The organism is Streptomyces sp. NPDC059957 (genome assembly GCF_042730015.1).
In the GTDB taxonomy this organism is placed as follows: domain Bacteria; phylum Actinomycetota; class Actinomycetes; order Streptomycetales; family Streptomycetaceae; genus Streptomyces.
The window spans coordinates 2,467-22,891 of sequence record NZ_JBHWMB010000105.1; the positions used below are offsets into that span (position 1 = coordinate 2,467).

Consider the following 20,425-nt stretch of genomic DNA (forward strand, 5'->3'; position numbering starts at 1 on the left):
TTTTTGTTACGGAGTGGGGTGTCACTCGAAGGGAAAACCCTAATGTTTTTGTTGGCATCCGCACAATCCCCACACCGGCAAAAGCCCCTTCCCCCCCCCCTGGGCCCGTGTGAGCTCAGCTGCCGGGCGTCAGCCCAGGTCGCCCGTGGCCGTGCGCTCGGCCAGGCGCACCAGGGTGCGTACGGCCGAACCGGTGCCGCCCTTGGGGGTGTAGCCGAACGGGGCGCCCTCGTGGAAGGCGGGGCCCGCGATGTCGAGGTGGGCCCAGGTGATGCCCTCGCCGACGAACTCCCGGAGGAAGAGGCCGGCCACCAGGCCGCCGCCCATCCGGACACCCATGTTGGCGATGTCGGCGGTGGGGGAGTCCATGGACTTGCGCAGGTCCTCGGGGAGCGGCATCGGCCAGGAGGCCTCGCCGACCTCCTCGGCGATCTCGTGGATCGAGGTGCGGAAGGCGTCGTCGTTGGCCATGATGCCGAAGGTGCGGTCGCCCAGGGCCATCATCATGGCGCCGGTCAGGGTCGCCACGTCGACGATCGCGTCCGGGTTCTCCTCGGAGGCCTTGGTCAGCGCGTCGCCCAGGACCAGGCGGCCCTCGGCGTCCGTGTTGAGCACCTCGACGGTCTTGCCGCTGTACATGCGCAGCACGTCGCCCGGCTTGGTGGCCGAGCCGGAGGGCATGTTCTCGGCGAGCGCGAGCCAGCCGGTCACGTTGACCTGGAGGCCGAGCTTGGCGGCCGCGACGACGGAGGCGAAGACGGCGGCGGCGCCGGCCATGTCGCACTTCATCGTCTCGTTGTGGCCGGCCGGCTTCAGGGAGATGCCGCCGGAGTCGTAGGTGATGCCCTTGCCGACGAAGGCGAGGGTCTTCTCCGCCTTGGCGTGGGTGTAGGAGAGCTTCACCAGGCGCGGCGGGTTCTCGGAGCCCTTGCCGACGCCCATGATGCCGCCGTAGCCACCCTTGATCAGGGCCTTCTCGTCCAGGATCTGGACCTTGATGCCGTTCTCCTTCGCGGCCGCGCCGGCGACTGCGGCGAAGGCCTCGGGGGTGAGGTCGTTCGGCGGGGTGTTGACCAGGTCACGGGCGATGTTGATCTCGGTCGCGACGATCGTGGCGCGCTCGGCCGCGGCCTTGTGCTCCTTGTCGCGCGGCTTGGCGCCGAGCAGGGCGATCTCGGCGAGCGGCTGCTTCGGGCCGCTGTTCTTGCCGCCGTCCGAGCCCTTCTTCTCGCCGCCCTGGTAGGCGGTGAACGCGTACGCGCCCAGCAGCGCGCCCTCGGCCACGGCCGTGACGGCGGAGGCGTCGTCCAGGGGGAGCGCGAAGCCGGCCTTCTTGGCGCCGTGCAGGGCACGGGCGGCGGCGCCGGCGGCGCGGCGCAGCGCCTCCTCGTCGTAGGACTCGTCCGTGTCGGGGAGGGCGCCCAGCCCGACCGCCAGCACGACCGGGACCTTGAGGCCGTCCGGGGCCGGCAGCTTGGTGGTCTCGCCTTCGGCGCCCGAGGCACCGAGTGCGTCGAGCACGGCGGCGAGCTTGCCGTCGTACGCCTTGTCCACGGCCTCGGCGCCCGCGGCGACGACGGGGCCCTTGGGGCCCTTCGCCACGCCGACGACGAGGGCGTCGGCGCGCAGCGTCGCCGGTCCGGCAGTGCTGAGAGTCAGAGCAGTCACGGTGGTGAATTCTCGCTTCCGTTTTGGTGGTGTGGGCCGAGTGGGTGGACGGCCGTCCGTAGCGATCGTATTCGGGCCCGATGGCCGCCGGAAATGAGCCTACGCGCACGCACTCGTCCGCACGCCACTCGAAGGTTTGGCAAGTTGTTCGATCACGAGGCGGGCAGGTTCACCCATCTGTGGCTTCTGTTCCAGGTTTGCCTCTTAGACCTGACGAGGTCCGAAACACTCGGACCACTCTCGCAAGGGGACGCGGGGTTCCTTTGCATCATTTCCACAGAGCCTCCCCGGTCTGGCCCAACGCCACAGGCCGAAGTCGAGGATCTGCGGGGGGAAAGGCCGAAATGGTCCACAAGAACCGGATGAACAGGCTCGCCGCCGTCTGCCTCGCGGCCGCCATAGCATCCGTCGCGGTACCCGGAGCGGCCGCGCAGGCGGCGGTCACTCCGCGAGTCGACCTCCGGGTCCTCGTCGTCGACGACGGCGGGAGCTCGGTCGAGGCGATCACGGCGGAACTCCGCGACACGGGGGTTCCGTACACCCGCATCGACCTGGGCAGCGGGAGCCGTCCGGTCGTCAACGCGGCGTTCCTCGCCGACACGGTCGACGGCCGGCCGCGCGCCAAGTTCCAGAGCGTGGTGCTGCCGAACGAGAACCCGTTCGGGGCGGGCTCGGCCGAGATGGCCGCCCTCACCGCGTACGAGACGGCGTACGGGATCCGCCAGGTCGACGCCTACACCTGGGCGCACCCGGGCGTTGGCCTGGAGTACACCGACAACGGAGGCTACAGCGGCACCCTGGACGGCACCCAGGCCGCCGTCACCGCCGCCGGCAAGGCGGGCCCCTTCGCCTACCTCGGGGGGCAGGTGGCCTTCGAGGACAACTCGGCGCTGATCCCCGAGAGCTACGGGTACATGGCCAAGCCGCGGCCGGGGTACACCAGCTACCTCGACGCCCCGGTCGGCTCCGGACGGGCCTCGCTCGTCGGCGAGTACGCCCACGACGGGCGCAGCGAACTGGTCGTCACCTTCGGCTACAACCAGTACCAGCAGCAGTTCCGGCTGCTGGCCCGGGGCATCGTCGAGTGGATGACCCAGGGCGTCCACCTCGGCCAGGAGCGGAACTACTTCGCGGTCCACGTCGACGACGTCTTCGCCCCCGACGCCCGCTGGAACAAGGACCTGAACTGCACCCCGGGCGACTACGCCTGCGCCGGCGGCGAGGGCCAGGAGTCCACGATCCGGATGACGGCCGCCGACGCCGTGTACGCGGCGCAGTGGCAGACGTCCAAGAGCTTCAAGCTCGACATGCTCTTCAACGGCGGCGCCGGTGAGGAGTGGAAGGCGGAGCACGGCGGGGTCGACGCCCTGACCGCCCAGCTCGTCGCCGACCGGGCGAAGTACCGGTGGATGAACCACACCTACACCCACCCGTTCCTCGGCTGCGTCCAGGACACCACCACCGTCCCGTGGACCTGCACGAAGAACAGCGCCGGCGCGATCAACTACATGAGCCGCGCCGAGATCTCGGCGCAGATCCGGGACAACAACAACTGGGCCGCCTCCAAGGGCATCACCACCGACCGCACCGAACTGGTCACCGGTGAGCACTCCGGCCTCAAGACGCTTCCGCAGCAGCCCCAGGACAACCCCAACCTGGCCGGCGCGCTCGCCGACAACGGCGTGAAGTGGGCGGGCAGCGACAACTCGCGCGAGCCCGCGCAGCGGGCGGTCGGCGCCGCGCTGACCGTCCCCCGGCACCCGATGAACGTGTACTACAACACGGGCACCAACGCCGAGATGGCCGACGAGTACAACTGGATCTACACCAGCCGGGCCGACGGCGGCAGCGGCATCTGCGAGGACAACCCCGGCACCTCCACCTGCCTGCCGGACCCGCTCGACGCCACCACGGGCTACCTGGACTACATCGTTCCGGCCGAGGCCAGGACCGCCATGCGGCACGTCCTGAACAACGACCCGCGCCCGCACTACGTCCACCAGTCCAACCTCGCCGAGGACCGCACGCTCTACCCGGTGCTGAACCAGGTCCTCGACACCTACCGCACCCTCTACGCGCCCTCCGCGCCCATCGTGAACCAGAGCATGAAGGACACCGGCGTCGAGCTCCAGCGCCGCGCGGCCTGGAACGCCGCGATCGCCGCCAACCAGGTCACCGCCTACCGCATCGGCAAGGTCGTCACCGTCAAGGCGCCCTCCGGAGTCGTGGCCCCGGTCACGGCGCCCACCGGCACCAGGAAGCAGCTCCTGCTGGGCACCACGGACTTCGGCACCGCCTACGCCGGCACCCGCTCCGCCTGGACGGCGCCCGAACTGCTCCAGAGCGCCGTCACGCTGAACACGCCCTGACGCCCCACCTGCTCTGACGTTCCACCTGCTCCGACGCTCCACCTGCCCTGACCACCGGTCATGCCCTGACCACCGGGCACGCCCTGACCACAGGGCACGCACGTCACAAGACAGCCACGCGTACCACCTAGCGCCGGCGCTCCGCGAACCACGGGCGCCGGCCCCTTTTCCGTCCTGGGGGGACACACCGCATGAGCCATGGGCGCCATGTCACCATGCTCACCGAAGGCACCTACCCGCACGTCCACGGGGGCGTCAGCACGTGGTGCGACCAACTGGTCCGCGGCATGCCGGAGGTCGACTTCAACGTCATAGCCCTGACCGGCTCCGGACGTGAGCCGGTCACCTGGGAGTTGCCGCGCAACGTCTACCGCCACACCAGCGTTCCCCTCTGGGGTGCTCCGCCGCCCCGCAGACTTCGCTCAGGACTGCGGGGCAAGGCCCGGCGCGGTTTCGCCGAGACCTACGAGACCTTCCTGCTCTCCCTGCTCGACCCCGCGCGCGGCGGATTCTCCGAATCCCTGCGCGAGCTGGCCGCCCTGGCCCGCTCCGGGCGGCTCGCCGCGGCCCTGCGCTCCGAATCGGTGCTGCGCCTGCTGATGACCGTCTGGACCCGCCCCGGCCTGGTCACCGCCGCCGCCGAGCCCACCATCCACGACGCGCTCACCGCCACCGACCTGCTGGAACACGCCCTGCGCCCGCTGTCCGTGCGGATCCCGCCCGACAGCGTCGCCCACGCCGTCAGCAGCGGACTGGCCACCCTCCCGGCGCTCGCCGCCAAATACCTCGACAAGGTGCCCTTCCTCCTCACCGAGCACGGCATCTACCTCCGCGAGCGCTACCTCGGCTACCGCAGCGCCGAACAGCGCTGGCCCGTCAAGGCGCTCATGCTCGGCTTCTACCGCGAGCTCAACACCGAGGGCTACCGGCAGGCCGACCTGATCACCCCGTGCAACCAGTACAACCGCCGCTGGGAGGAGCGCGGGGGCGCCGACTCCGAGCGGATCCGGACCGTCTACAACGGCGTCGACCCGCACGCCTTCCCCGAGGCCGGCCCCGAGCCGGAGATCCCCACCCTCAGCTGGTGCGGCCGCATCGACCCCATCAAGGACCTCGAAACCCTCATCCGCGCCTACGCCTTCATGCGCGACGAGCTCCCCGCCCTGCGGCTGCGCCTCTTCGGCCCGGTCCCGGCCGGCTGCGAGGAGTACAAGCTCAAGCTGGAGAAGCTCGCCGCCGAGCTGGGCGTCGGCGACGGGATCTCCTACGAGGGCCGCATCGAAAAGGTCGCCCAGGCCTACGCGGCCGGCTCGGTCGTGATGCTCTCCTCCATCAGCGAGGGCTTCCCCTTCTCCATCATCGAGGCCATGTCCTGCGGCCGCACCACCGTCTCCACCGACGTGGGCGGGGTCCGCGAGGCCGTCGGCGACACCGGCCTCGTCGTCCCGCCGCGCGAGCCCGAGACCATGGCCCGCGCCACCCTCGCCCTGCTCCGCGACGACGAGCGCCGCGCGGAACTGGGCCGGATGTCCCGCAAGCGGGTGGTGGAGAAGTTCACGCTCCACCAGTCCGTGGACGGCTTCCGCCACATCTACCGCGAGCTCGCCGGCCAGCCCGTCCTGCCCGTCCACGTGGGCGACGAGTGGACCCAGCGCCTCGCCGACCCCTGGTACAAGGAACTCGCCGCCGACGGGAGCATGTGGTGAGCGGATCCCTCTGGCTCAAGCCGCCCGGCCCGGGCGGGGCCTGGGTGCCCGTCGGCCACGCCGCGGCGGCCGGGCGCGGTACGGCGCCCGCCGCGGACGCGGCCGACGCCCTGCCCGGCATCCCCCGGCCGCGCCGCGAAGGGCGCGAAGGACGCGAAGGGCGCGAAGGACGCGAAGGGCGCGAAGGACGCGACGGACCGGCCGCCGACCCGATGGACGAACTCGCCGAGCGACTCGACGTGTTCATCGCCGCTGCCGTCCACCCCGACGAGATCGCCGCCGTCCTGGAATCCGACGGCATGACCGACGAGCACATCCGCCTCGCCTACGGCCGCCAGGACTCCTTCGGCCTCGCCGAGGAGCTCTACGCCCGGGTGCCGCGCTCCTTCCCGGAACCCGACAAGGTCCCCGACCCCTGGAAGGTCCCCCTCACCGCCTGCCTCCTGCGCGGGGTGATCTTCGCCCTGCCCGGGCTCGCCTACCTGCTGGGCGCGCCCCTGCTGGACGGTCCCAAGGACCGGCTGGGGCTGCCCGCAGGGACGCTCACCCTGCTCGCCGGGGCGCTCATCGGCTGGGTCTGGGACCAGACCCTGTCCCACCGGGCGTACTCCTGGCTCGGGCTCGGCGACCGGGCCGCCGCCGGGCGGACCCTGCTCGCCGGAGCCCCCGCGGGGGCCCTCCTGGGTACCGCCGCCGCGCTGGCGGTACCCGGCGGGCCCCCCTTCTCCTACGCCTTCGCCGCCGGTCAGGCCCTGTACGTCGGGGCCGCCACCGTGCTGCTCGTCCTCGGGCGGGAGCGCCTGCTGCTGGCCGCGCTCGCACCCATGGCCGTCGGGGCGCTGCTCTCCCTCTTCCTGGAACTGCCCATTCCGGTCCGGGTGTTCCTGCTGACGGCCTCCCTCCTGGCCGCCTGCGGCCTGGCCGGACGGGAACTGCCGCTGGCCGACGGCCTACGGGCCCTCGCGCTGCGCGTCCGAGGCTGGACGGAGCACCGGCCGGGCGAACGGGGCCCGGTGCGCTGGCAGATGCTGCGCGGCGCCGAGGAGGAGTACGGGCCGCGCGGACCCCGGCTCGGGGACTCCGTCCCGTACGGGGTGTTCGGCCTGGGCACCGGTCTGCTCGTGCTGTACGCGGCCCTCGGGGAGGTGCTCGCCGGAGGCCCCGCCGAAGCGGTCGCGGCCCCCTCGGCGGTGGCGCTCACCCTCAGCATGGGCCCCGCCGAATGGCTGCTCCACCGGTTCCGCAGCGGCAGCCTCGCCGGCCTGCGCGCGGCCCGCTCGCCCCGGCAGTTCCGGCTGCGGATGCTCTCCACCCTGGCCCGGTGCCTCGCCACCTACCTGGCGGTGCTGCTGGCCCTCGGCGTCACCGGAACCCTGCTCTGGCCCGGCGCGCCCGGCCTGACCGGGGTCCGGGTCGCCACCCTGCTGCTGCTCGGGGCCGTGATGTGGACCGGGCTGCTCCTGCAGTCCTTCGGGGCGGTCCGGCCCGCCGCGGTGGTCTGCGCCTCGGCCGCCGTCGCGCAGAGCCTGGCCCTGCTCCTGGGCCTCGGCCAGCCGCGCGCCGTGCAACTGGCCGTCGCCGGAGCCGCGGCGCTCGCGCTGGGCACGCTGGTCTGCCTGCTGCTCGGCCGCGCGACGGCCCACCGCTGACCCCCGTCCGTCACCGCCGACGCACGTGACCCCGTACGAGAAGAAGGACCTCATGCTCCTGGTGCCCCTCTACGAGCACCCCGCCGACCGCCCCGAGTACTGGGAGCGGCTCATCCGCTCCGCGGGCCGGCTGCACTCCGTGGTGCTCAACCCCGCCAGCGGCCCGGGCGAGGCCCCCGACGAGCGGTTCGCCGCCGTCGCGGAAAGGCTTCGCGGGGCCGGGGTGCCCGTCCTGGGGTACGCCGACACCGACTACGGGCGCCGCCCGCACGCCGCCGTGGTCCAGGACCTGCTGCGCCACCGCGACTGGTACGCCGCCGACGGCACCTTCCTGGACCAGGCCGCGTCCGGCCCGGAGTTCCTGCCGCACTACCGGCGGCTCGTCGTCGCGGCGCGGGCCGCCGGAGCCCGTACCGTCGTCCTCAACCACGGAGTGCACCCGCACCCGGGCTACGCCGAACTCGCCGATCTGCTCGTCACCTTCGAGGGGCCCTGGGACGCCTACCGGGACGCCGCCGCCGTTCCCCCGTGGACCGCGGACCATCCCGCCCACCGGTTCTGCCACCTCGTCTACGCCGTCCCGCCGGGCGCCCCGGCCGCCGAACTCGCCGAGCGGCTGGCGGCCCAGCGGGGAGCGGGGGTGCACTGCGCGGTCCCGGGGACCGGCGCGCACCCGTGGGGGACCCTGCCGTACGCCCTGGAGGCCGCCGGATGAGACGCCCGCCCACCCACTCGTCCAGCCACTCGTCCAGCCACCCGTCCGCCCGCTCGGCGGTCCGCCGCCGCCTGCTGTTCCTCGTACCGCTCCTCCTGCTCGCGGCCTGCACCTCCGGCCCGGACCGGGACGACGACGGGGAGGACCGGCCCGACGACCTCTCGCCCGCCCCCGCCCCGGGGGAGCGCTGGCAGCCGGCACCCGGGGTCAGCTGGCAGTGGCAGATCACCGGGAAGCTCGACACCTCGGTGAAGGCGGCGGTCTACGACATCGACGGGTTCACCACCACCAAGGAGCAGGTCGCCGAGCTGAAGGCGGCCGGCCGGCGGACCATCTGCTACCTCTCCACCGGCGCCTGGGAGGACTTCCGGCCCGACGCCGGGGCCTTCCCGGCGTCGATGCGCGGGGAGGGCAACGGCTGGGAGGGCGAGCGCTGGCTCGACATCCGGCGGCTCACGGAACTGGAACCGCTGATCGCCAAGCGGTTCGACATGTGCCGGGACAAGGGCTTCGACGCGGTGGAGCCGGACAACATGGACGCCTACCGCAACAAGTCGGGCTTCCCGCTCACCGCGGGCGACCAGCTGACCTACAACCGGCTGATCGTGCGGCTCGCGCACGACCGGGGGCTGTCGGTCGGGCTCAAGAACGACCTGGACCAGATCCCGGAGCTGGTGGGGGACTTCGACTTCGCGGTCAACGAACAGTGCGCCCAGTACGACGAATGCGGCCGGCTGACCCCGTTCATCGCGGCGGGCAAAGCGGTCTTCCACGTGGAGTACGAGCTCCCGGCGAGCCGGTTCTGCCCGGCCTCGCGCGAGCTGAAGCTGAGCTCGCTGGAGAAGAAGTACGACCTGGGCGCCTGGCGGAAGGCCTGCTGAGCGCCTGCCGGGGGAGGGCGGGGGAGGGCGGGGCAGCCGCTCAGCCCACCGGGAGGATCGCGTGCACCCGGTAGCCGCCCCCGAAGCGGGGTCCGGCGAAGCAGGAGCCGCCCAGGGCCACGGCCCGCTCGCGCATGCCGAGCAGGCCGTGCCCGCCGCCGGGATCGCCGGGTTCCGGCGAGGGGTCCGCCGCGGAGCCGCCGTCGTCCAGCACGGTCACCTCCACGGAGCCGCCCACCCGCACCACGCTGACCTCGGCGCCGGCCCCCGGGCCCGCGTGCTTGCGGACGTTGGTCAGCGCCTCCTGGATCACCCGGTACGCCGCCAGGTCCACGGCGGCCGGCAGCGGAACCGCGGCGGCCGGGCCCAGCTGGACCATCACCTTCACCGGGAGCCCGGCGTTGCGGAAGGTGTCCACCAGGTCGCCGAGGACCGCCAGACCGGGCGCGGGCTCGGTCGGCGCCTCCGGGTCGCCGGACTGGCGCAGCAGCCCGACGGTCGCCCGCAGCTCGTTCAGGGCCGAGCGGCTGGCGTCCCGTACGTGCGCCAGGGCCTCCTTGGCCTGGTCCGGGCGCTTGTCCATGACGTGCGCGGCCACCCCCGCCTGCACGTTGACCAGGGCGATGTGATGGGCCACCACGTCGTGGAGGTCCCGGGCGATCCGCAGCCGCTCCTCGGCGACCCGGCGCCGGGCCTCCTCCTCGCGGGTCCGCTCGGCGCGCTCGGCCCGCTCCTGGATGGCGTCGATGAACGCCCGGCGGCTGCGCACCGCGTCCCCGGCGGCGGCGGCCATGCCGGTCCAGGCGAAGATGCCGAGGTTCTCCTGGGAGTACCAGGGCAGCGGCCCGGCCAGCATGGCCACGCCCGTCAGCCCGGCCATGGTGAGCAGGCCGAGCCTCCAGGTGGTGGGCCGGTCGGTGCGGGAGGCCACCGTGTACAGGGCGATCACCGTGCACATGGCGACGGGCGCCCGCGGCTCCCCGGTGGTCAGCTCCAGCAGCGAGAGCCCGACGGCCACGGCCAGCACCGCGCGCGGCCGCCGGCGCCGCAGCACCAGGGCGGCCGCGCCGAGCACCATGAGGACCAGCGAGAAGGGCTCGGGGGTGCGGGTCCCGAAGGTCGGCCCGTACTCCCCGTGCGGGTCGGCGAAGGATGCGACGACCATGGCGACGAGCGCCCCGAACGCCAGGACGGCGTCGGTGGCCAGCGGATGGTCCCGCATCCACTGCCGCGTGGGGGCGAACGGCCCGAGGTCTGTCGTCACCCCGATACGGTACGGCCCCGCGCGCGCTTTCAGCCCCGGGGCGGCGGCGCGGGAGGCGTCCCGGGCGGAGCCGGGGGAGGGGTCGGTGGCGGGATCGCTGCCGGAGGCCGCCCCAGCGGGGCGCGGGAGCGCTCCGGGCCCCACGTGGCGCGGACCAGGCAAATCAGCATCACCGACGCGATGGCGGCCAGGTGTTCCTTGCCCGCCAGGTTGTCCTTGAAGAGCAGCTCGCCGATCATGACCAGGATCACGGCGGAGCCGGTCACGTACGCCCGGTAGCGCCAGCAGACGTACACGGCGAGCCCGACCACCGCCGCCGAGGGCCCGGTGTCGTTGACGATCCTGTCCGACTCGGGCAGGCCGAAGGGATGGTCCGGGCCCAGCGAGAGCCCGATCCGCGCGTACATGGTCCCGGCCAGGGTGGCCACGTAGCCGATGACCAGCGTGCGCCACCAGCCGATGCAGATCTCCGAGATCCCGAAGACGAGCAGGATCTGCGCGAGCGCGCCCCACACCGGCAGGTCCAGCGCAGGGACGAACAGCGACAGCGGGGTCCGCAGCAGGGCCAGCCAGAGCGGGTCGACGGCCTTGACCGACCCGAGGTCCTGCACCGGCTGGAAGCCCCATGAGGTCTGCTGCACGATCTGGAAGACCGCGGTCAGGCAGACCGCGCCGAGGGTCATCGGGATCGCCCGCCACCTGTCGTGGACGAGCGCGTCCCGGACCGTGCGGTACAGGGGCCCCCACTCGCGGCGGGCGAACCGCCGCAGTGAGGCAGTGCTCAACGCTTGCTCTCCAGATGTCTGCGGTGCATCCACTTCGGCAGCCCGGGTGCTTCCAGGAAGCCCTCGGCCCGGCCCGCCGCGATCCCGATCCGCAGCAGGTCCGAACTCTTCTCGAAGAGCATGAACCGCGGTTCCCAGATCGGCCGGTATTTGGCGTTGGCCCGGTAGAGGGACTCGATCTGCCACCAGCGCGAGAAGAAGCTCAGCAGCGAGCGCCACAGACGCAGCACCGGACCGGCGCCGAGCTTCGACCCGCGCTCGAAGACGGAGCGGAACATCGCGAAGTTGAGCGAGACCTGGGTGACGCCGATCTCCTTGGCGCGCTCCAGGAGTTCGATGACCATGAACTCCATCAGGCCGTTCTCGGAATCCCGGTCACGGCGCATCAGGTCCAGCGACAGGCCCTTGGGTCCCCAGGGCACGAAGGACAGCACGGCGCGCAGTTCGCCCTCGCCGTCGAAGCACTCCAGCATCACGCACTGGCCGTCGTCGGGATCGCCCAGCCGGCCCAGCGCCATCGAGAAGCCGCGCTCGGTCGCGCCGTCGCGCCAGTCGTCGGCGCGCAGCAGGAGCACGTCCATCTCCTCGGCCGGGATGTCGGCGTGGCGGCGGATGCGGACGGTGTACCCGGCCCGCTTGACCCGGTTGTACGCCTGGCGGACGGTCCGCATGGCGCGGCCCTCCAGGGTGAACTCGTCGGTCTCCACGATGGCTTCGTCGCCGAGCTCCAGCGCGTCCAGTCCGTGCCGTGCGTAGATCTGCCCGGCTTCCTCGCTCGCGCCCATCACGGCGGGGACCCAGCCGTGCTCGCGGGCCTCGGCCAGCCAGGGCTCGATGGCGCCGGGCCAGGCCTCGGGGTCGCCGATCGGGTCGCCGGAGGCCAGCGAGACCCCGCCGACGACGCGGTAGGTGACCGCGGCCTTGCCGGTGGGGGACCAGATGACGGACTTCTCGCGGCGCAGCGCGAAGTAGCCCAGCGAGTCGCGGTCGCCGTGCCGGGCGAGCAGCAGGCGCAGCTTCTCCTCGTCCTCCTCGCCGATCGGGTCCACGGCGCGGCGCGAGCGGAAGGCCGCGAACAGCACGGCGAGCAGCAGCAGCGTCGACATGACGTTGATCGTCACGTCCACCCAGCCCGGGGTGGTGATCGTGTTGTACGCCTTGTCGCCGGGGGCCAGGGTGACCAGCCGCATCACGCCGTACCGCCAGCGCGCAAGGAACGTGGCGTCCGCGGCGTCCGGGTCGGTGTTGGTCGCGCCGACGAGCAGGGCGGCGACCAGCGAGGTCACCAGCAGGCCGACGGAGGCGACCAGGCTGGCCAGCAGCGGGTTGGAGCGGTCGCCCTTGGCGTAGAACTCCCGGCGGCCCAGCAGCAGGGCGCCGACGAAGAGCGCGGTCAGCCCGAAGGCCACCCAGTTCTGCGGGTGGACGCGGAACTCCGGATAGCAGAACTCGTACGAGCCCCCCGAGCACGGGGTGAAGGAGGCTACGGCGGCCATCGCGAAGGCCGCCAGGAGCAGCCCGCTGAGCACGAGGTTCAGGATCCAGGCCGCGCGCTTGCGGCGGCCCATGGTGACGGTGAGCAGCAGCGAGAACGCCGCGGAGGCGAAGCCCGCCGTGAGCAGGTACGGGGTGTAGAAATCGGCGGTGCTGTGCCGGCGCAGGTCCTGGCCGAGCGAGAACCACACCGCGCTGAGCAGGTTGACGAAGGTGACGGCGCGCAAGTACCACACGGCGAAGCCGGCGCTGCGCCGCGAGCGGGTGCTTCCCCGGCCGGTTTCCCGGGTGTTCCCCTGCCCGGCCGGTGCGGCTCCCTGGGCGCTGCCCTGGGCATTGGCCTGGGCGTTCCCCCGCCCGCCCCCCGGATTGTTTCTGCCGTTCGGATCCCCACCGGTTCCTCGGTCGGTCTTCCGATCGGTCTCTGCGCTGGTCAAACGGACCTCTCCCATAAAAGCCGATCATATGGGGCATTGCGGTCCGTGTTGATCTCCGGAGAACCGCGGCCTGGTCAAGGCCGCGGACCCCGGCGACTCATTCGGTGGGCTCGACCGCCCGCTCGGGGAGTTCCGCCGCGAGTGCGGCGGCCGCCTGGACGAGGGGAAGAGCCAGCAGCGCCCCGGTTCCTTCTCCCACAGTGACGCCGTGGTCGAGCACGGGGTTGAGTGCCATCCGGTCCAGTGCCTTCGCCTGGCCGGGCTCTCCGCTGGCCTGTCCGGCCAGCCACCAGTCCGGCGCCCGGAAAGCGGCCCGCTGGGCCACCAGCCCGCAGGCCGCCGAGACGACCCCGTCGAGGATCACGGGGGTGCGGCGCACCGCGCACTGGAGCAGGAAGCCGGTGATCGCGGCGACGTCGGCACCGCCGACGGCGGCGAGCAGCGCCACCTGATCCCCGAGGACGGGCCGGGCGCGTCGCAGCGCGTCGCGGATCGCCGCACACTTGCGCATCCAGGTCAGGTCGTCGATCGGCATGCCGCCGCGGCCGGTGACCACGGAGGCGTCGGTACCGCACAGCGCGGCGACGAGGGTCGCGGCGACGGTGGTCCCGCCGACGCTCAGGTCGCCGAGGACGACCAGGTCGGTCCCGGAGTCGGCCTCCTCGTCGGCGATCTGGATCCCGAGGCGCAGCGCGGCCCGGGCCTCCTCGATCGTCAGCGCGTCCTCCACGTCGATCCGCCCGCTGCCGCGCCGGATGCGGTGCTTGGTGATCTCCGGGGGCAGCAGCTCGAGATGGCAGTCCAGGCCGGCGTCCACGATCCGTACGGAGGCGCCCAGCCGCCCCGCGAGGACCGCCACCGGGCTCCGGCCGTCCAGGACGGCCCGCACCAGCTCGTGGGCGCTGCCGGCGGGACGCGCGGAGACCCCCTCGGAGGCCACCCCGTGGTCGGCGGCGAACAGTACGACGCGGGGTCGCTCGATCGGCTTGACCGGCACCTGGCCCTGCGCGGCGGCGAGCCACTCGGCGAGTTCGTCGAGCCGCCCCAGCGCCCCGACCGGCACGGCCAGCCGTTCACGGCGTTCCTCGGCGTCACGCCGGACGCCCCCGTCGGGGCGCTCGATCAGATCGGAGAAGTCGTCGAGATTCAGCGTGGTCATTTGCCAGAGGGTACAGCGGAGCCCTGCGGGGCTTGAACGGTCGTCACACCCCGGGGCGTTGCCGTCGCCGGGCGAGCCGCGTGCGGCGCGCCGGCGGGCCCCGGCCCCGCGCGAAGACCCGGGTGCGGCGCCACGCGCGGCTACTGCTTCAGGACCAGCGCCTGCCCCGCCACCACCAGGAGGACGTGCTCGCACTCCCCGGCGACCCCCGCGTTCAGCCGCCCCAGCTCGTCGCGGAACCGCCGCCCCGCCGCCGTCGCGGGAACGACCCCGGAGCCGACCTCGTTGCTGACCAGCACCACCTGCCGACGGGTGGCCCGGACCGCCGCCACCAGTTCACCGACGCGCGCAGCCAGCTCTTTGCTTCCCCCGCCCGCCCAGACGGAGTCGTCCCAGGCACCGGCCCGGTCCATCGCGTCCGTGAGCCACAGCGCCAGGCAGTCGATGAGCAGCGCCGGGCCCTCCTGCTCCAGCAGCGGCACCAGGTCGCAGGTCTCCACCGTCCGCCAGGACGCGGCCCTGCGCTCGCGGTGGAGCCCGACCCGCGCGGCCCACTCCGCATCGCCCTCGCGGGTACCGCCCGTGGCCACGTAGACCACCTCCGGGTAGCCGGTCAGCCGGCGCTCGGCCTCGTACGACTTGCCCGACCGGGCGCCGCCCAGGACCAGGGTCCGCCGCGGCACCTCCGGCGCCGGCCGGTACTCCCCGGCCGCCACCGTGGTCCCGTCCGCCACGGTCCGCGCGCCCGCGGCCGCGCACCGGCGCTCCAGCTCCGCCCCGGGCGGGGTGTCGTGGTCCAGGTGGACGGCGATCACGTCCGTCGCCGGGCCCACCGCCCCGCTGGCCCGCAGCCGCGCCAGCGCCTCCGGCCGGCCGAGCACGTCCGCGAGGACCACGTCGTACGGGCGCCGCCCGCTGGTGCCCGAGGTCCCGGCCGGGGCGCCGCCCGGCGGCAGGTACAGCATCCGGGCGCCGTCCGGCCCGGTCACCTCGTACCCGGTGCCCGGCGCGTCCATCGGCACGGCCCGCACCCGGTGCCCCGAGATCACCGCGAGCTCCCGCCCGTCCGGCACCCGCCCGGCCGCCGGCAGCCCCGGCGGCAGCTCGACGGCGGGACCGTCGTGCGGGTGCGTCAGCAGGACCTGCCGTACGGCCGCCAGCGAATGCCCCGCCCGGGCGCCGGCGAGCACCGCCCCGGGGGTCAGGTCCAGCAGCAGCGCCCCGTCCACGAGCACGGAGGTGGCGGCGCGCACCCGGGGCCCCACGGAGAGCGCGCAGGCGGCGCAGGGACAGCCGGGGCGGGGCAGTCCTTCGGGTGTGCCGGTGCCGAGCAGAGTGAGTTCCACAGGATGATCCTCCCGCGTCGCCGGGACTGCTGCGCGCCCGGTTAGTCTGCGGGCACACTCAAGGCGAGAAGCGTGTGAGAAGCGGACGAGCAACGGAGGCGGACATGGCGTGGACGTGGCGGTTCGAGACGGCCGACGGCAGTGAGACGAGCCCGTCGGTGGTGCCGGAGGAGTTCACCACGCAGGGAGACGCCGAATCCTGGATCGGCGAGTACTGGAAGGACCTGCTGGAGGGCGGCACCGAACAGGTGAAGCTGTCCGACGACAACGGGACCCAGCTCTACACGATGAGCCTGCGCGAGGCCGCCGAACTCTGAGGGCCGGGGCGTGCGAGAGCCCGGACCCCCAGGGGGTCCGGGCTCTGCCGTGCGAAGGGGTGCCGGGGCTCAGCCCCGTACGCCGCACAGGTGCAGCAGCGCGGCGACCCCGCGGTAGGGGTCGGTCCGGCCGGCGCGGTCCTCGGCGGCGAGCAGCCCCTCCAGTTCCGCGTCGGCGGGGAGCTTGTCGCCGGCCTCGGTGCCGTCGGTGAAGACGCGCACCCCGTACCAGGTCTGCAGCGGGGCGCCGATCCCCGACAGGGTCGCGGTCAGCGTGGCCAGCCGGTCGGCGCGTACGTCCAGGCCCAGCCGGTTCGTGTAGTCGACGCCGTCGAAGGCCGCCAGCGCGGCCGTCCAGTCGCCGTGCAGGCCGGGCCGCATCGCGAGGGCGTCGCCGTTGCGCACCAGCAGGGACAGCAGTCCGCCGGGGGCCAGCATCCGGGCGAGCCCGGCGAGCATGGCGTCCGGCTCGGGCACGTACATGAGGACGCCGTGGCAGAGCACGACGTCGAAGCTGCCCGGCAGGAAGTGCGCGCCGGTCTCCCGGCCGTCGCCCTCCATGAGGCGGACGCGGTCCTGGATCCCGGGGGGCTCGGCGGCCAGCACCTCACGGGCGACGGCCAGCATGGCCGGGTCCTGTTCCAGCCCGGTCACCATGTGCCCGGCGCGGGCCAGGCGCAGCGCCTGGGTGCCCTGGCCCATGCCCACGTCGAGGACGCGCAGGCGCTGCCCCACGGCGAAGCGGTGCGCGATCTGCTCGTCGACCTGACGGCCGACGAGCTCTTGGCGCACCACGTTGCGGAGCCCGCCCAGGCCTTCGAGCCAAAGCCGGGCCCCGTCCGTGAAGCCACCCCCGCCGAACGCTCCGGGCGTTCCTCGGCTCAGGGCCGTTCCCCGCGCTTGACCTGCGGCTTCGGCAGACGCAGCCGGCGCATCTGGAGGGTGCGCATCAGGCCGTACGCGACGGCGCCGCGCTTGGGCTCGTCCGGGAAGCGCTCGTTCAGGGCCTTGCGCAGGCGGATGAACATGCCGACGGAGTCGACGATGATCAGCGCGATCACGCCGAGCCACAGCAGGAGCGCGATGTTCTGGATGGACGGCACCCGCACCATGCTCAGCACCAGGATGATCACGGCCAGCGGCAGGAACATCTCGGCGACGGAGAAGCGGGAGTCCACGAAGTCGCGTACGTACCGGCGCACGGGACCCTTGTCGCGGGTGGGCAGATAACGCTCGTCGCCATTGGCGAGGGCCTCGCGCTGCTTGGTCATCTCGACCCGGCGGCGCTCACGAGCTCGCTTGGCATCCTCCTTGCGGTTGCCGGTCGAGGCCACCACGGCCTTGCGCTGCGACTGGGCCACAGCACGCTTCGGCGTCGGGCGGCCCTTCGGGGCCTGAGGGTCACGGGACTGCGAGAGGTCGGCGCTCACCTTGTCGGTGGCGGCGTCCTTCTCTTCCTTGGAGGATCGGCTACCAAACACAAAACCCAAGGGTACGTGGTTGTGGCCACGCGCCCCATCCCCGAGGGGAACGATCCGGCAACGGCGGGCGTCCTTCCTGAGGGAAGCACCTACTCCTTACGCCTGACACGGCGGACGATCAGTCGTCCTGGAGGAGGAGCGCATCCCCGCTCGAACAGTGCGGTAATAGAGACAGGCCCCGTACTGTGGGTCTTGTTGGTGACCTGGAGCACAGTCCGTCTAGAAGGGGGCGCGCGAAGCCCATGAGCGGTGTCATGAAGCGTATGGGGATGATCTTCCGCGCGAAGGCGAACAAGGCCCTGGACCGGGCCGAGGACCCGCGCGAGACCCTCGACTACTCGTACCAGAAGCAGCTGGAGCTGCTCCAGAAGGTGCGCCGCGGAGTCGCCGACGTGGCGACCTCCCGCAAGCGGCTGGAGCTGCAGCTCAACCAGCTCCAGGGGCAGTCCAGCAAGCTGGAGGACCAGGGCCGCAAGGCGCTGGCCCTGGGCCGTGAGGACCTGGCCCGCGAGGCCCTGTCCCGCCGCGCCTCGCTGCAGCAGCAGGTCAGCGACCTGGAGGTGCAGCACCAGACCCTCCAGGGCGAGGAGGAGAAGCTGACCCTCGCCGCGCAGCGGCTGCAGGCCAAGGTGGACGCCTTCCGCACGAAGAAGGAGACCATCAAGGCCACGTACACGGCGGCCCAGGCGCAGACGCGGATCGCCGAGTCCTTCTCCGGCATCTCCGAGGAGATGAGCGACGTCGGCCTCGCCATCCAGCGCGCCGAGGACAAGACGGCGCAGCTCCAGGCCCGCGCCGGCGCGATCGACGAGCTGCTCGCCTCCGGCGCGCTCGACGACCGGAGCGGCCTCGGCTCCAAGGACGACATCCAGGCCGAGCTCGACCGCCTCTCCGGCGGGACGGACGTGGAGCTGGAGCTCCAGCGCATGAAGGCCGAGCTGGCGGGCGGCCCCTCCGCCCAGCAGCAGTCCATCGAGGGCGGCGCCCCGGGCGCCGGCCAGCCGTCGCAGACCCAGCACCGGTTCGACAAGCAGTAGGACGGGGCCCGGCATGATTGTCCGCATCATGGGGGAAGGTCAGGTGGAGCTGGCGGACAGCCACTTCACCGAGCTCAACAAGCTGGACGACGAACTGCTCGCGGAGATGGAGAGCGGTGACGAGGAGGGCTTCCGGCGCACGCTGGGCGAGCTGCTCGACGCCGTACGCCGACTCGGCAAGCCGCTGCCCGACGAGGCGCTGGAGCCGTCGGAGCTGATCCTGCCCGCCCCCGGCGCCTCGCTGGACGAGGTGCGGGAGATGCTCAGCGACGACGGGCTGATCCCGGGCTGACCGGGACCCTGACGCACGCGTGAAGAGGAAGGGCCCGCCCCCACGGGGCGGGCCCTTCCTCTGTGTCGTCAGTCAGCGCAGTTCCTTCTTGGAGGGCCGTTCCGTGTCCGGGGTCCCGCCGATGAAGTTCTCGAACTTGCGCCGCGGCGAGGCCCACCGGCGGTCGTGGTGGAAGGCGCGCAGCCCGGATTTGGCACGGGCCTTCGGGCGGTTGACGTAGAACTTCTTCGCGTACGGGGATCCGGGCCGGGCGAGGCGGATCGCGCCGATCAGCGCGACGAAGGGGATGACCGTGCCGAAGAACGCGGTGCGCGCCTTGCCCTTCCAGAGGGCGATCAGGGCCAGGAAGAAGTTCGTCGCCGTGTTCATGGCGACCAGCCCGCGGTTGTGCCGCTCGTCCTCGGTGAGGTCGTTGACCCCGAAGGGCAGGAAGCCGCCCAGCACCAGTGCCACGATCGCCGCCGTCAGGACCACGATCTCCACGCTCTTGCGGCCCTGCTCGCTCCAGTAGACGTCGTCCAGGTGCAGGATCAGCGCGAACTCGTCCAGCACCAGCCCCGCGCCCAGCCCGAAGATCACGGCCGACAGGCCCGCCCCGAAGCTGTGCCGGGCGCTGCCGATCGCGCCGAAGCCGCCGATGATCACGAGGATCACGCCGGGGACCACGTGGTGGATGTGCATGCCGCCCGGGGTGACGTTCTTGAAGGGCCCCCGGCCCGCCCGGATCATGCGGGTGATCATGCGGGTGACCAGGAACGACAGGACGAAGGCGACCAGTGCGAGGAGCAGCGGGAGCTTCCCCGGCTCCATAATGTTGCGATACCACCAGTGACCCATGCCACCACCTCACGATTTGGGGCGTTATGGGTAACTTACCGGTCCCGTCGAGCGGGTAGCGTTCGCGCCGATGACAGATTCGTACGACGGCCCGCCCCTGACCCCGCCCCCGGACCGGGCCTCCCTCCTCGACGGGGTCCGCTTCGCCTTCGGCACGCTCACCGTGCTGCCCGCGCGCATCACCCGCTGGGACCGGCCCGCAGCCCGAACCGGCATGGCCTGCGCCCCGCTCGCCGGGCTCGTCGTGGGGCTCCTCGCGGCCGTGCCCGGCGTGCTCCTGCTCCTGTGCGGCGGCGGCCCGCTGCTCGCCGCGGCCGTCACCGTCGCCGTACCGGCGGCCCTGACCCGCGCCCTGCACCTGGACGGCCTCGCCGACACGGTGGACGGACTGGGCAGCGCCAAGCCGGCCGACGCCGCGCTGCGCATCATGAAGCAGTCCGACATCGGCCCCTTCGGGGTGGTGGCGCTGGTGTTCGTGCTGCTGGTCCAAGTCGCGGCGCTGGCCGACGTGTACGCCGACAGCTGGATCCGGGGTGCGCTCGCCGCCGTGGTCGCCGCCGTCACCGCCCGGCTCGCCATGACCCTGGCCTCCCGCGACGGGGTCCCCCCGGCCCGCCCCGAGGGGCTGGGCGCGGCGGTCGCCGGAGTCGTCCCGCGCGGGGCCGCCGCCGCGGTCGCCGTACTCGTGGTGCTCCTGTCCGCCGCGGCCGCGCTGCCCCTGGGCCCGCCGGCCGCCGCGCAGCACGCGGTGGCGGTCCTGGCCGCCCTGCTGGCGTCGGAGGCCCTGCTCCGCCGCTGCGTGCGCCGCTTCGACGGGGTCACCGGCGACGTGTTCGGAGCCCTGGCCGAGGTCTCGGCGACGACGGCCCTGGTACTCCTGGCCCTGGGCTAGGTGTATTGACCCGCAGCGTTGTTGACGCGGCTGATCGGCGGGTGTCCGCCCAGTGCGGTGTGGCAGCGGTGGTGGTTGTAGGTGTGGAGGAAGTCT

Annotated in this window: 18 protein-coding genes and 1 pseudogene; 9 read left to right on the plus strand and 10 right to left on the minus strand. The window is 72.8% G+C overall.

Annotated elements, in window-relative coordinates; genetic code table 11:
• Positions 1 to 129: 129 nt before the first annotated feature.
• Entirely contained in the window at positions 130 to 1,668 is a 1,539-nt protein-coding gene (locus ACFWBW_RS38355; RefSeq protein ID WP_385383346.1) for a leucyl aminopeptidase, read from the minus strand.
• A gap of 344 nt (positions 1,669 to 2,012) precedes the next feature.
• Between ACFWBW_RS38355 and ACFWBW_RS38360 the strand changes: the two genes are divergently transcribed.
• From ACFWBW_RS38360 to ACFWBW_RS38380, 5 genes are all read left to right on the plus strand, one after another.
• Positions 2,013 to 4,037 carry a hypothetical protein gene (locus ACFWBW_RS38360; protein WP_385383349.1) on the plus strand — a complete coding sequence of 675 codons (2,025 nt, stop codon included), beginning with the start codon at positions 2,013 to 2,015 and terminating at the stop codon, positions 4,035 to 4,037.
• A gap of 191 nt (positions 4,038 to 4,228) precedes the next feature.
• A complete protein-coding gene (gene pelF / locus ACFWBW_RS38365; RefSeq protein ID WP_385383352.1) occupies positions 4,229 to 5,743 on the plus strand; it encodes a GT4 family glycosyltransferase PelF in 1,515 nt (504 codons plus the stop codon).
• Positions 5,740 to 7,392 (plus strand): hypothetical protein, encoded by a 1,653-nt coding sequence (locus ACFWBW_RS38370; protein ID WP_385383355.1) that lies wholly within the window; start codon positions 5,740 to 5,742, stop codon positions 7,390 to 7,392. The genes pelF and ACFWBW_RS38370 overlap by 4 nt, the downstream gene beginning before the upstream one ends.
• 52 nt (positions 7,393 to 7,444) lie before the next feature.
• Positions 7,445 to 8,107 (plus strand): spherulation-specific family 4 protein, encoded by a 663-nt coding sequence (locus ACFWBW_RS38375; RefSeq protein WP_385383392.1) that lies wholly within the window; start codon positions 7,445 to 7,447, stop codon positions 8,105 to 8,107.
• Complete coding sequence (locus tag ACFWBW_RS38380) at positions 8,104 to 8,988, plus strand: endo alpha-1,4 polygalactosaminidase (protein WP_385383357.1); 885 nt, start codon at positions 8,104 to 8,106, stop codon at positions 8,986 to 8,988. Before ACFWBW_RS38375 ends, ACFWBW_RS38380 begins: the two co-directional genes overlap by 4 nt.
• A 40-nt stretch (positions 8,989 to 9,028) precedes the next feature.
• Here the strand turns inward: ACFWBW_RS38380 and ACFWBW_RS38385 are convergent, their stop codons facing one another.
• From ACFWBW_RS38385 to ACFWBW_RS38405, 5 genes are all read right to left on the minus strand, one after another.
• A complete protein-coding gene (locus tag ACFWBW_RS38385; protein WP_385383360.1) occupies positions 9,029 to 10,252 on the minus strand; it encodes a sensor histidine kinase in 1,224 nt (407 codons plus the stop codon).
• Positions 10,253 to 10,281: 29 nt separating this feature from the next.
• A complete protein-coding gene (locus tag ACFWBW_RS38390; RefSeq protein WP_385383363.1) occupies positions 10,282 to 11,037 on the minus strand; it encodes a hypothetical protein in 756 nt (251 codons plus the stop codon).
• Positions 11,034 to 12,983 (minus strand): phosphatidylglycerol lysyltransferase domain-containing protein, encoded by a 1,950-nt coding sequence (locus tag ACFWBW_RS38395; protein WP_385383366.1) that lies wholly within the window; start codon positions 12,981 to 12,983, stop codon positions 11,034 to 11,036. Before ACFWBW_RS38395 ends, ACFWBW_RS38390 begins: the two co-directional genes overlap by 4 nt.
• An 82-nt stretch (positions 12,984 to 13,065) precedes the next feature.
• On the minus strand, positions 13,066 to 14,127 hold the full coding sequence (cobT, locus tag ACFWBW_RS38400) for a nicotinate-nucleotide--dimethylbenzimidazole phosphoribosyltransferase (protein WP_385383369.1): 1,062 nt from the start codon (positions 14,125 to 14,127) through the stop codon (positions 13,066 to 13,068).
• Between the two features lie 140 nt (positions 14,128 to 14,267).
• Positions 14,268 to 15,473, minus strand: a complete 1,206-nt coding sequence (locus tag ACFWBW_RS38405; protein WP_385383372.1) for a bifunctional adenosylcobinamide kinase/adenosylcobinamide-phosphate guanylyltransferase — start codon at positions 15,471 to 15,473, stop codon at positions 14,268 to 14,270.
• Positions 15,474 to 15,577: 104 nt separating this feature from the next.
• Between ACFWBW_RS38405 and ACFWBW_RS38410 the strand changes: the two genes are divergently transcribed.
• Entirely contained in the window at positions 15,578 to 15,790 is a 213-nt protein-coding gene (locus ACFWBW_RS38410) for a hypothetical protein (RefSeq protein WP_385383375.1), read from the plus strand.
• Positions 15,791 to 15,859: 69 nt separating this feature from the next.
• Here ACFWBW_RS38410 and ACFWBW_RS38415 read toward each other — a convergent pair whose 3' ends face one another.
• Together ACFWBW_RS38415 and ACFWBW_RS38420 are read right to left on the minus strand one after the other, a co-directional pair.
• The gene (locus ACFWBW_RS38415; protein ID WP_385383395.1) at positions 15,860 to 16,582 is read right to left on the minus strand and encodes a class I SAM-dependent methyltransferase; all 723 of its coding nucleotides are present in this window, start codon (positions 16,580 to 16,582) and stop codon (positions 15,860 to 15,862) included.
• An 89-nt stretch (positions 16,583 to 16,671) separates the two neighbouring features.
• A complete protein-coding gene (locus ACFWBW_RS38420; protein ID WP_385383378.1) occupies positions 16,672 to 17,280 on the minus strand; it encodes a DUF3043 domain-containing protein in 609 nt (202 codons plus the stop codon).
• Between the two features lie 233 nt (positions 17,281 to 17,513).
• On the opposite strand from ACFWBW_RS38420, the gene ACFWBW_RS38425 reads away from it, so the two are divergent.
• Together ACFWBW_RS38425 and ACFWBW_RS38430 are read left to right on the plus strand one after the other, a co-directional pair.
• Positions 17,514 to 18,308: a PspA/IM30 family protein gene (locus tag ACFWBW_RS38425; protein WP_385383381.1), complete on the plus strand. Its 795-nt coding sequence runs from the start codon at positions 17,514 to 17,516 to the stop codon at positions 18,306 to 18,308.
• Positions 18,309 to 18,321: 13 nt separating this feature from the next.
• Entirely contained in the window at positions 18,322 to 18,600 is a 279-nt protein-coding gene (locus ACFWBW_RS38430) for a hypothetical protein (RefSeq protein WP_385383384.1), read from the plus strand.
• Positions 18,601 to 18,672: 72 nt separating this feature from the next.
• Here ACFWBW_RS38430 and ACFWBW_RS38435 read toward each other — a convergent pair whose 3' ends face one another.
• Positions 18,673 to 19,437 (minus strand): hypothetical protein, encoded by a 765-nt coding sequence (locus tag ACFWBW_RS38435; protein WP_385383387.1) that lies wholly within the window; start codon positions 19,435 to 19,437, stop codon positions 18,673 to 18,675.
• 70 nt (positions 19,438 to 19,507) lie between these two features.
• On the opposite strand from ACFWBW_RS38435, the gene ACFWBW_RS38440 reads away from it, so the two are divergent.
• Positions 19,508 to 20,329, plus strand: coding sequence for an adenosylcobinamide-GDP ribazoletransferase (locus tag ACFWBW_RS38440; protein ID WP_385383390.1), 822 nt, complete (start codon positions 19,508 to 19,510; stop codon positions 20,327 to 20,329).
• Here the strand turns inward: ACFWBW_RS38440 and ACFWBW_RS38445 are convergent.
• Positions 20,326 to 20,425 (minus strand): annotated as a pseudogene (locus tag ACFWBW_RS38445) (IS481 family transposase); the annotation flags it as partial. The gene ACFWBW_RS38440 and the pseudogene ACFWBW_RS38445 sit on opposite strands and share 4 nt — an antisense overlap.

Excerpts from the sequence above, each read along its gene's own strand:
- ACFWBW_RS38430 (WP_385383384.1), top strand. The coding sequence starts at position 18,322 with ATGATTGTCCGCATCATGGGGGAAGGTCAGGTGGAGCTGGCGGACAGC.
- pelF (WP_385383352.1), top strand. The coding sequence starts at position 4,229 with ATGAGCCATGGGCGCCATGTCACCATGCTCACCGAAGGCACCTACCCG.
- ACFWBW_RS38440 (WP_385383390.1), top strand. The coding sequence starts at position 19,508 with ATGACAGATTCGTACGACGGCCCGCCCCTGACCCCGCCCCCGGACCGG.
- cobT (WP_385383369.1), bottom strand. The coding sequence starts at position 14,127 with ATGACCACGCTGAATCTCGACGACTTCTCCGATCTGATCGAGCGCCCC.
- ACFWBW_RS38395 (WP_385383366.1), bottom strand. The coding sequence starts at position 12,983 with ATGGGAGAGGTCCGTTTGACCAGCGCAGAGACCGATCGGAAGACCGAC.
- ACFWBW_RS38425 (WP_385383381.1), top strand. The coding sequence starts at position 17,514 with ATGAGCGGTGTCATGAAGCGTATGGGGATGATCTTCCGCGCGAAGGCG.
- ACFWBW_RS38375 (WP_385383392.1), top strand. The coding sequence starts at position 7,445 with ATGCTCCTGGTGCCCCTCTACGAGCACCCCGCCGACCGCCCCGAGTAC.
- ACFWBW_RS38410 (WP_385383375.1), top strand. The coding sequence starts at position 15,578 with ATGGCGTGGACGTGGCGGTTCGAGACGGCCGACGGCAGTGAGACGAGC.
- ACFWBW_RS38360 (WP_385383349.1), top strand. The coding sequence starts at position 2,013 with ATGGTCCACAAGAACCGGATGAACAGGCTCGCCGCCGTCTGCCTCGCG.
- ACFWBW_RS38435 (WP_385383387.1), bottom strand. The coding sequence starts at position 19,437 with ATGGGTCACTGGTGGTATCGCAACATTATGGAGCCGGGGAAGCTCCCG.
- ACFWBW_RS38380 (WP_385383357.1), top strand. The coding sequence starts at position 8,104 with ATGAGACGCCCGCCCACCCACTCGTCCAGCCACTCGTCCAGCCACCCG.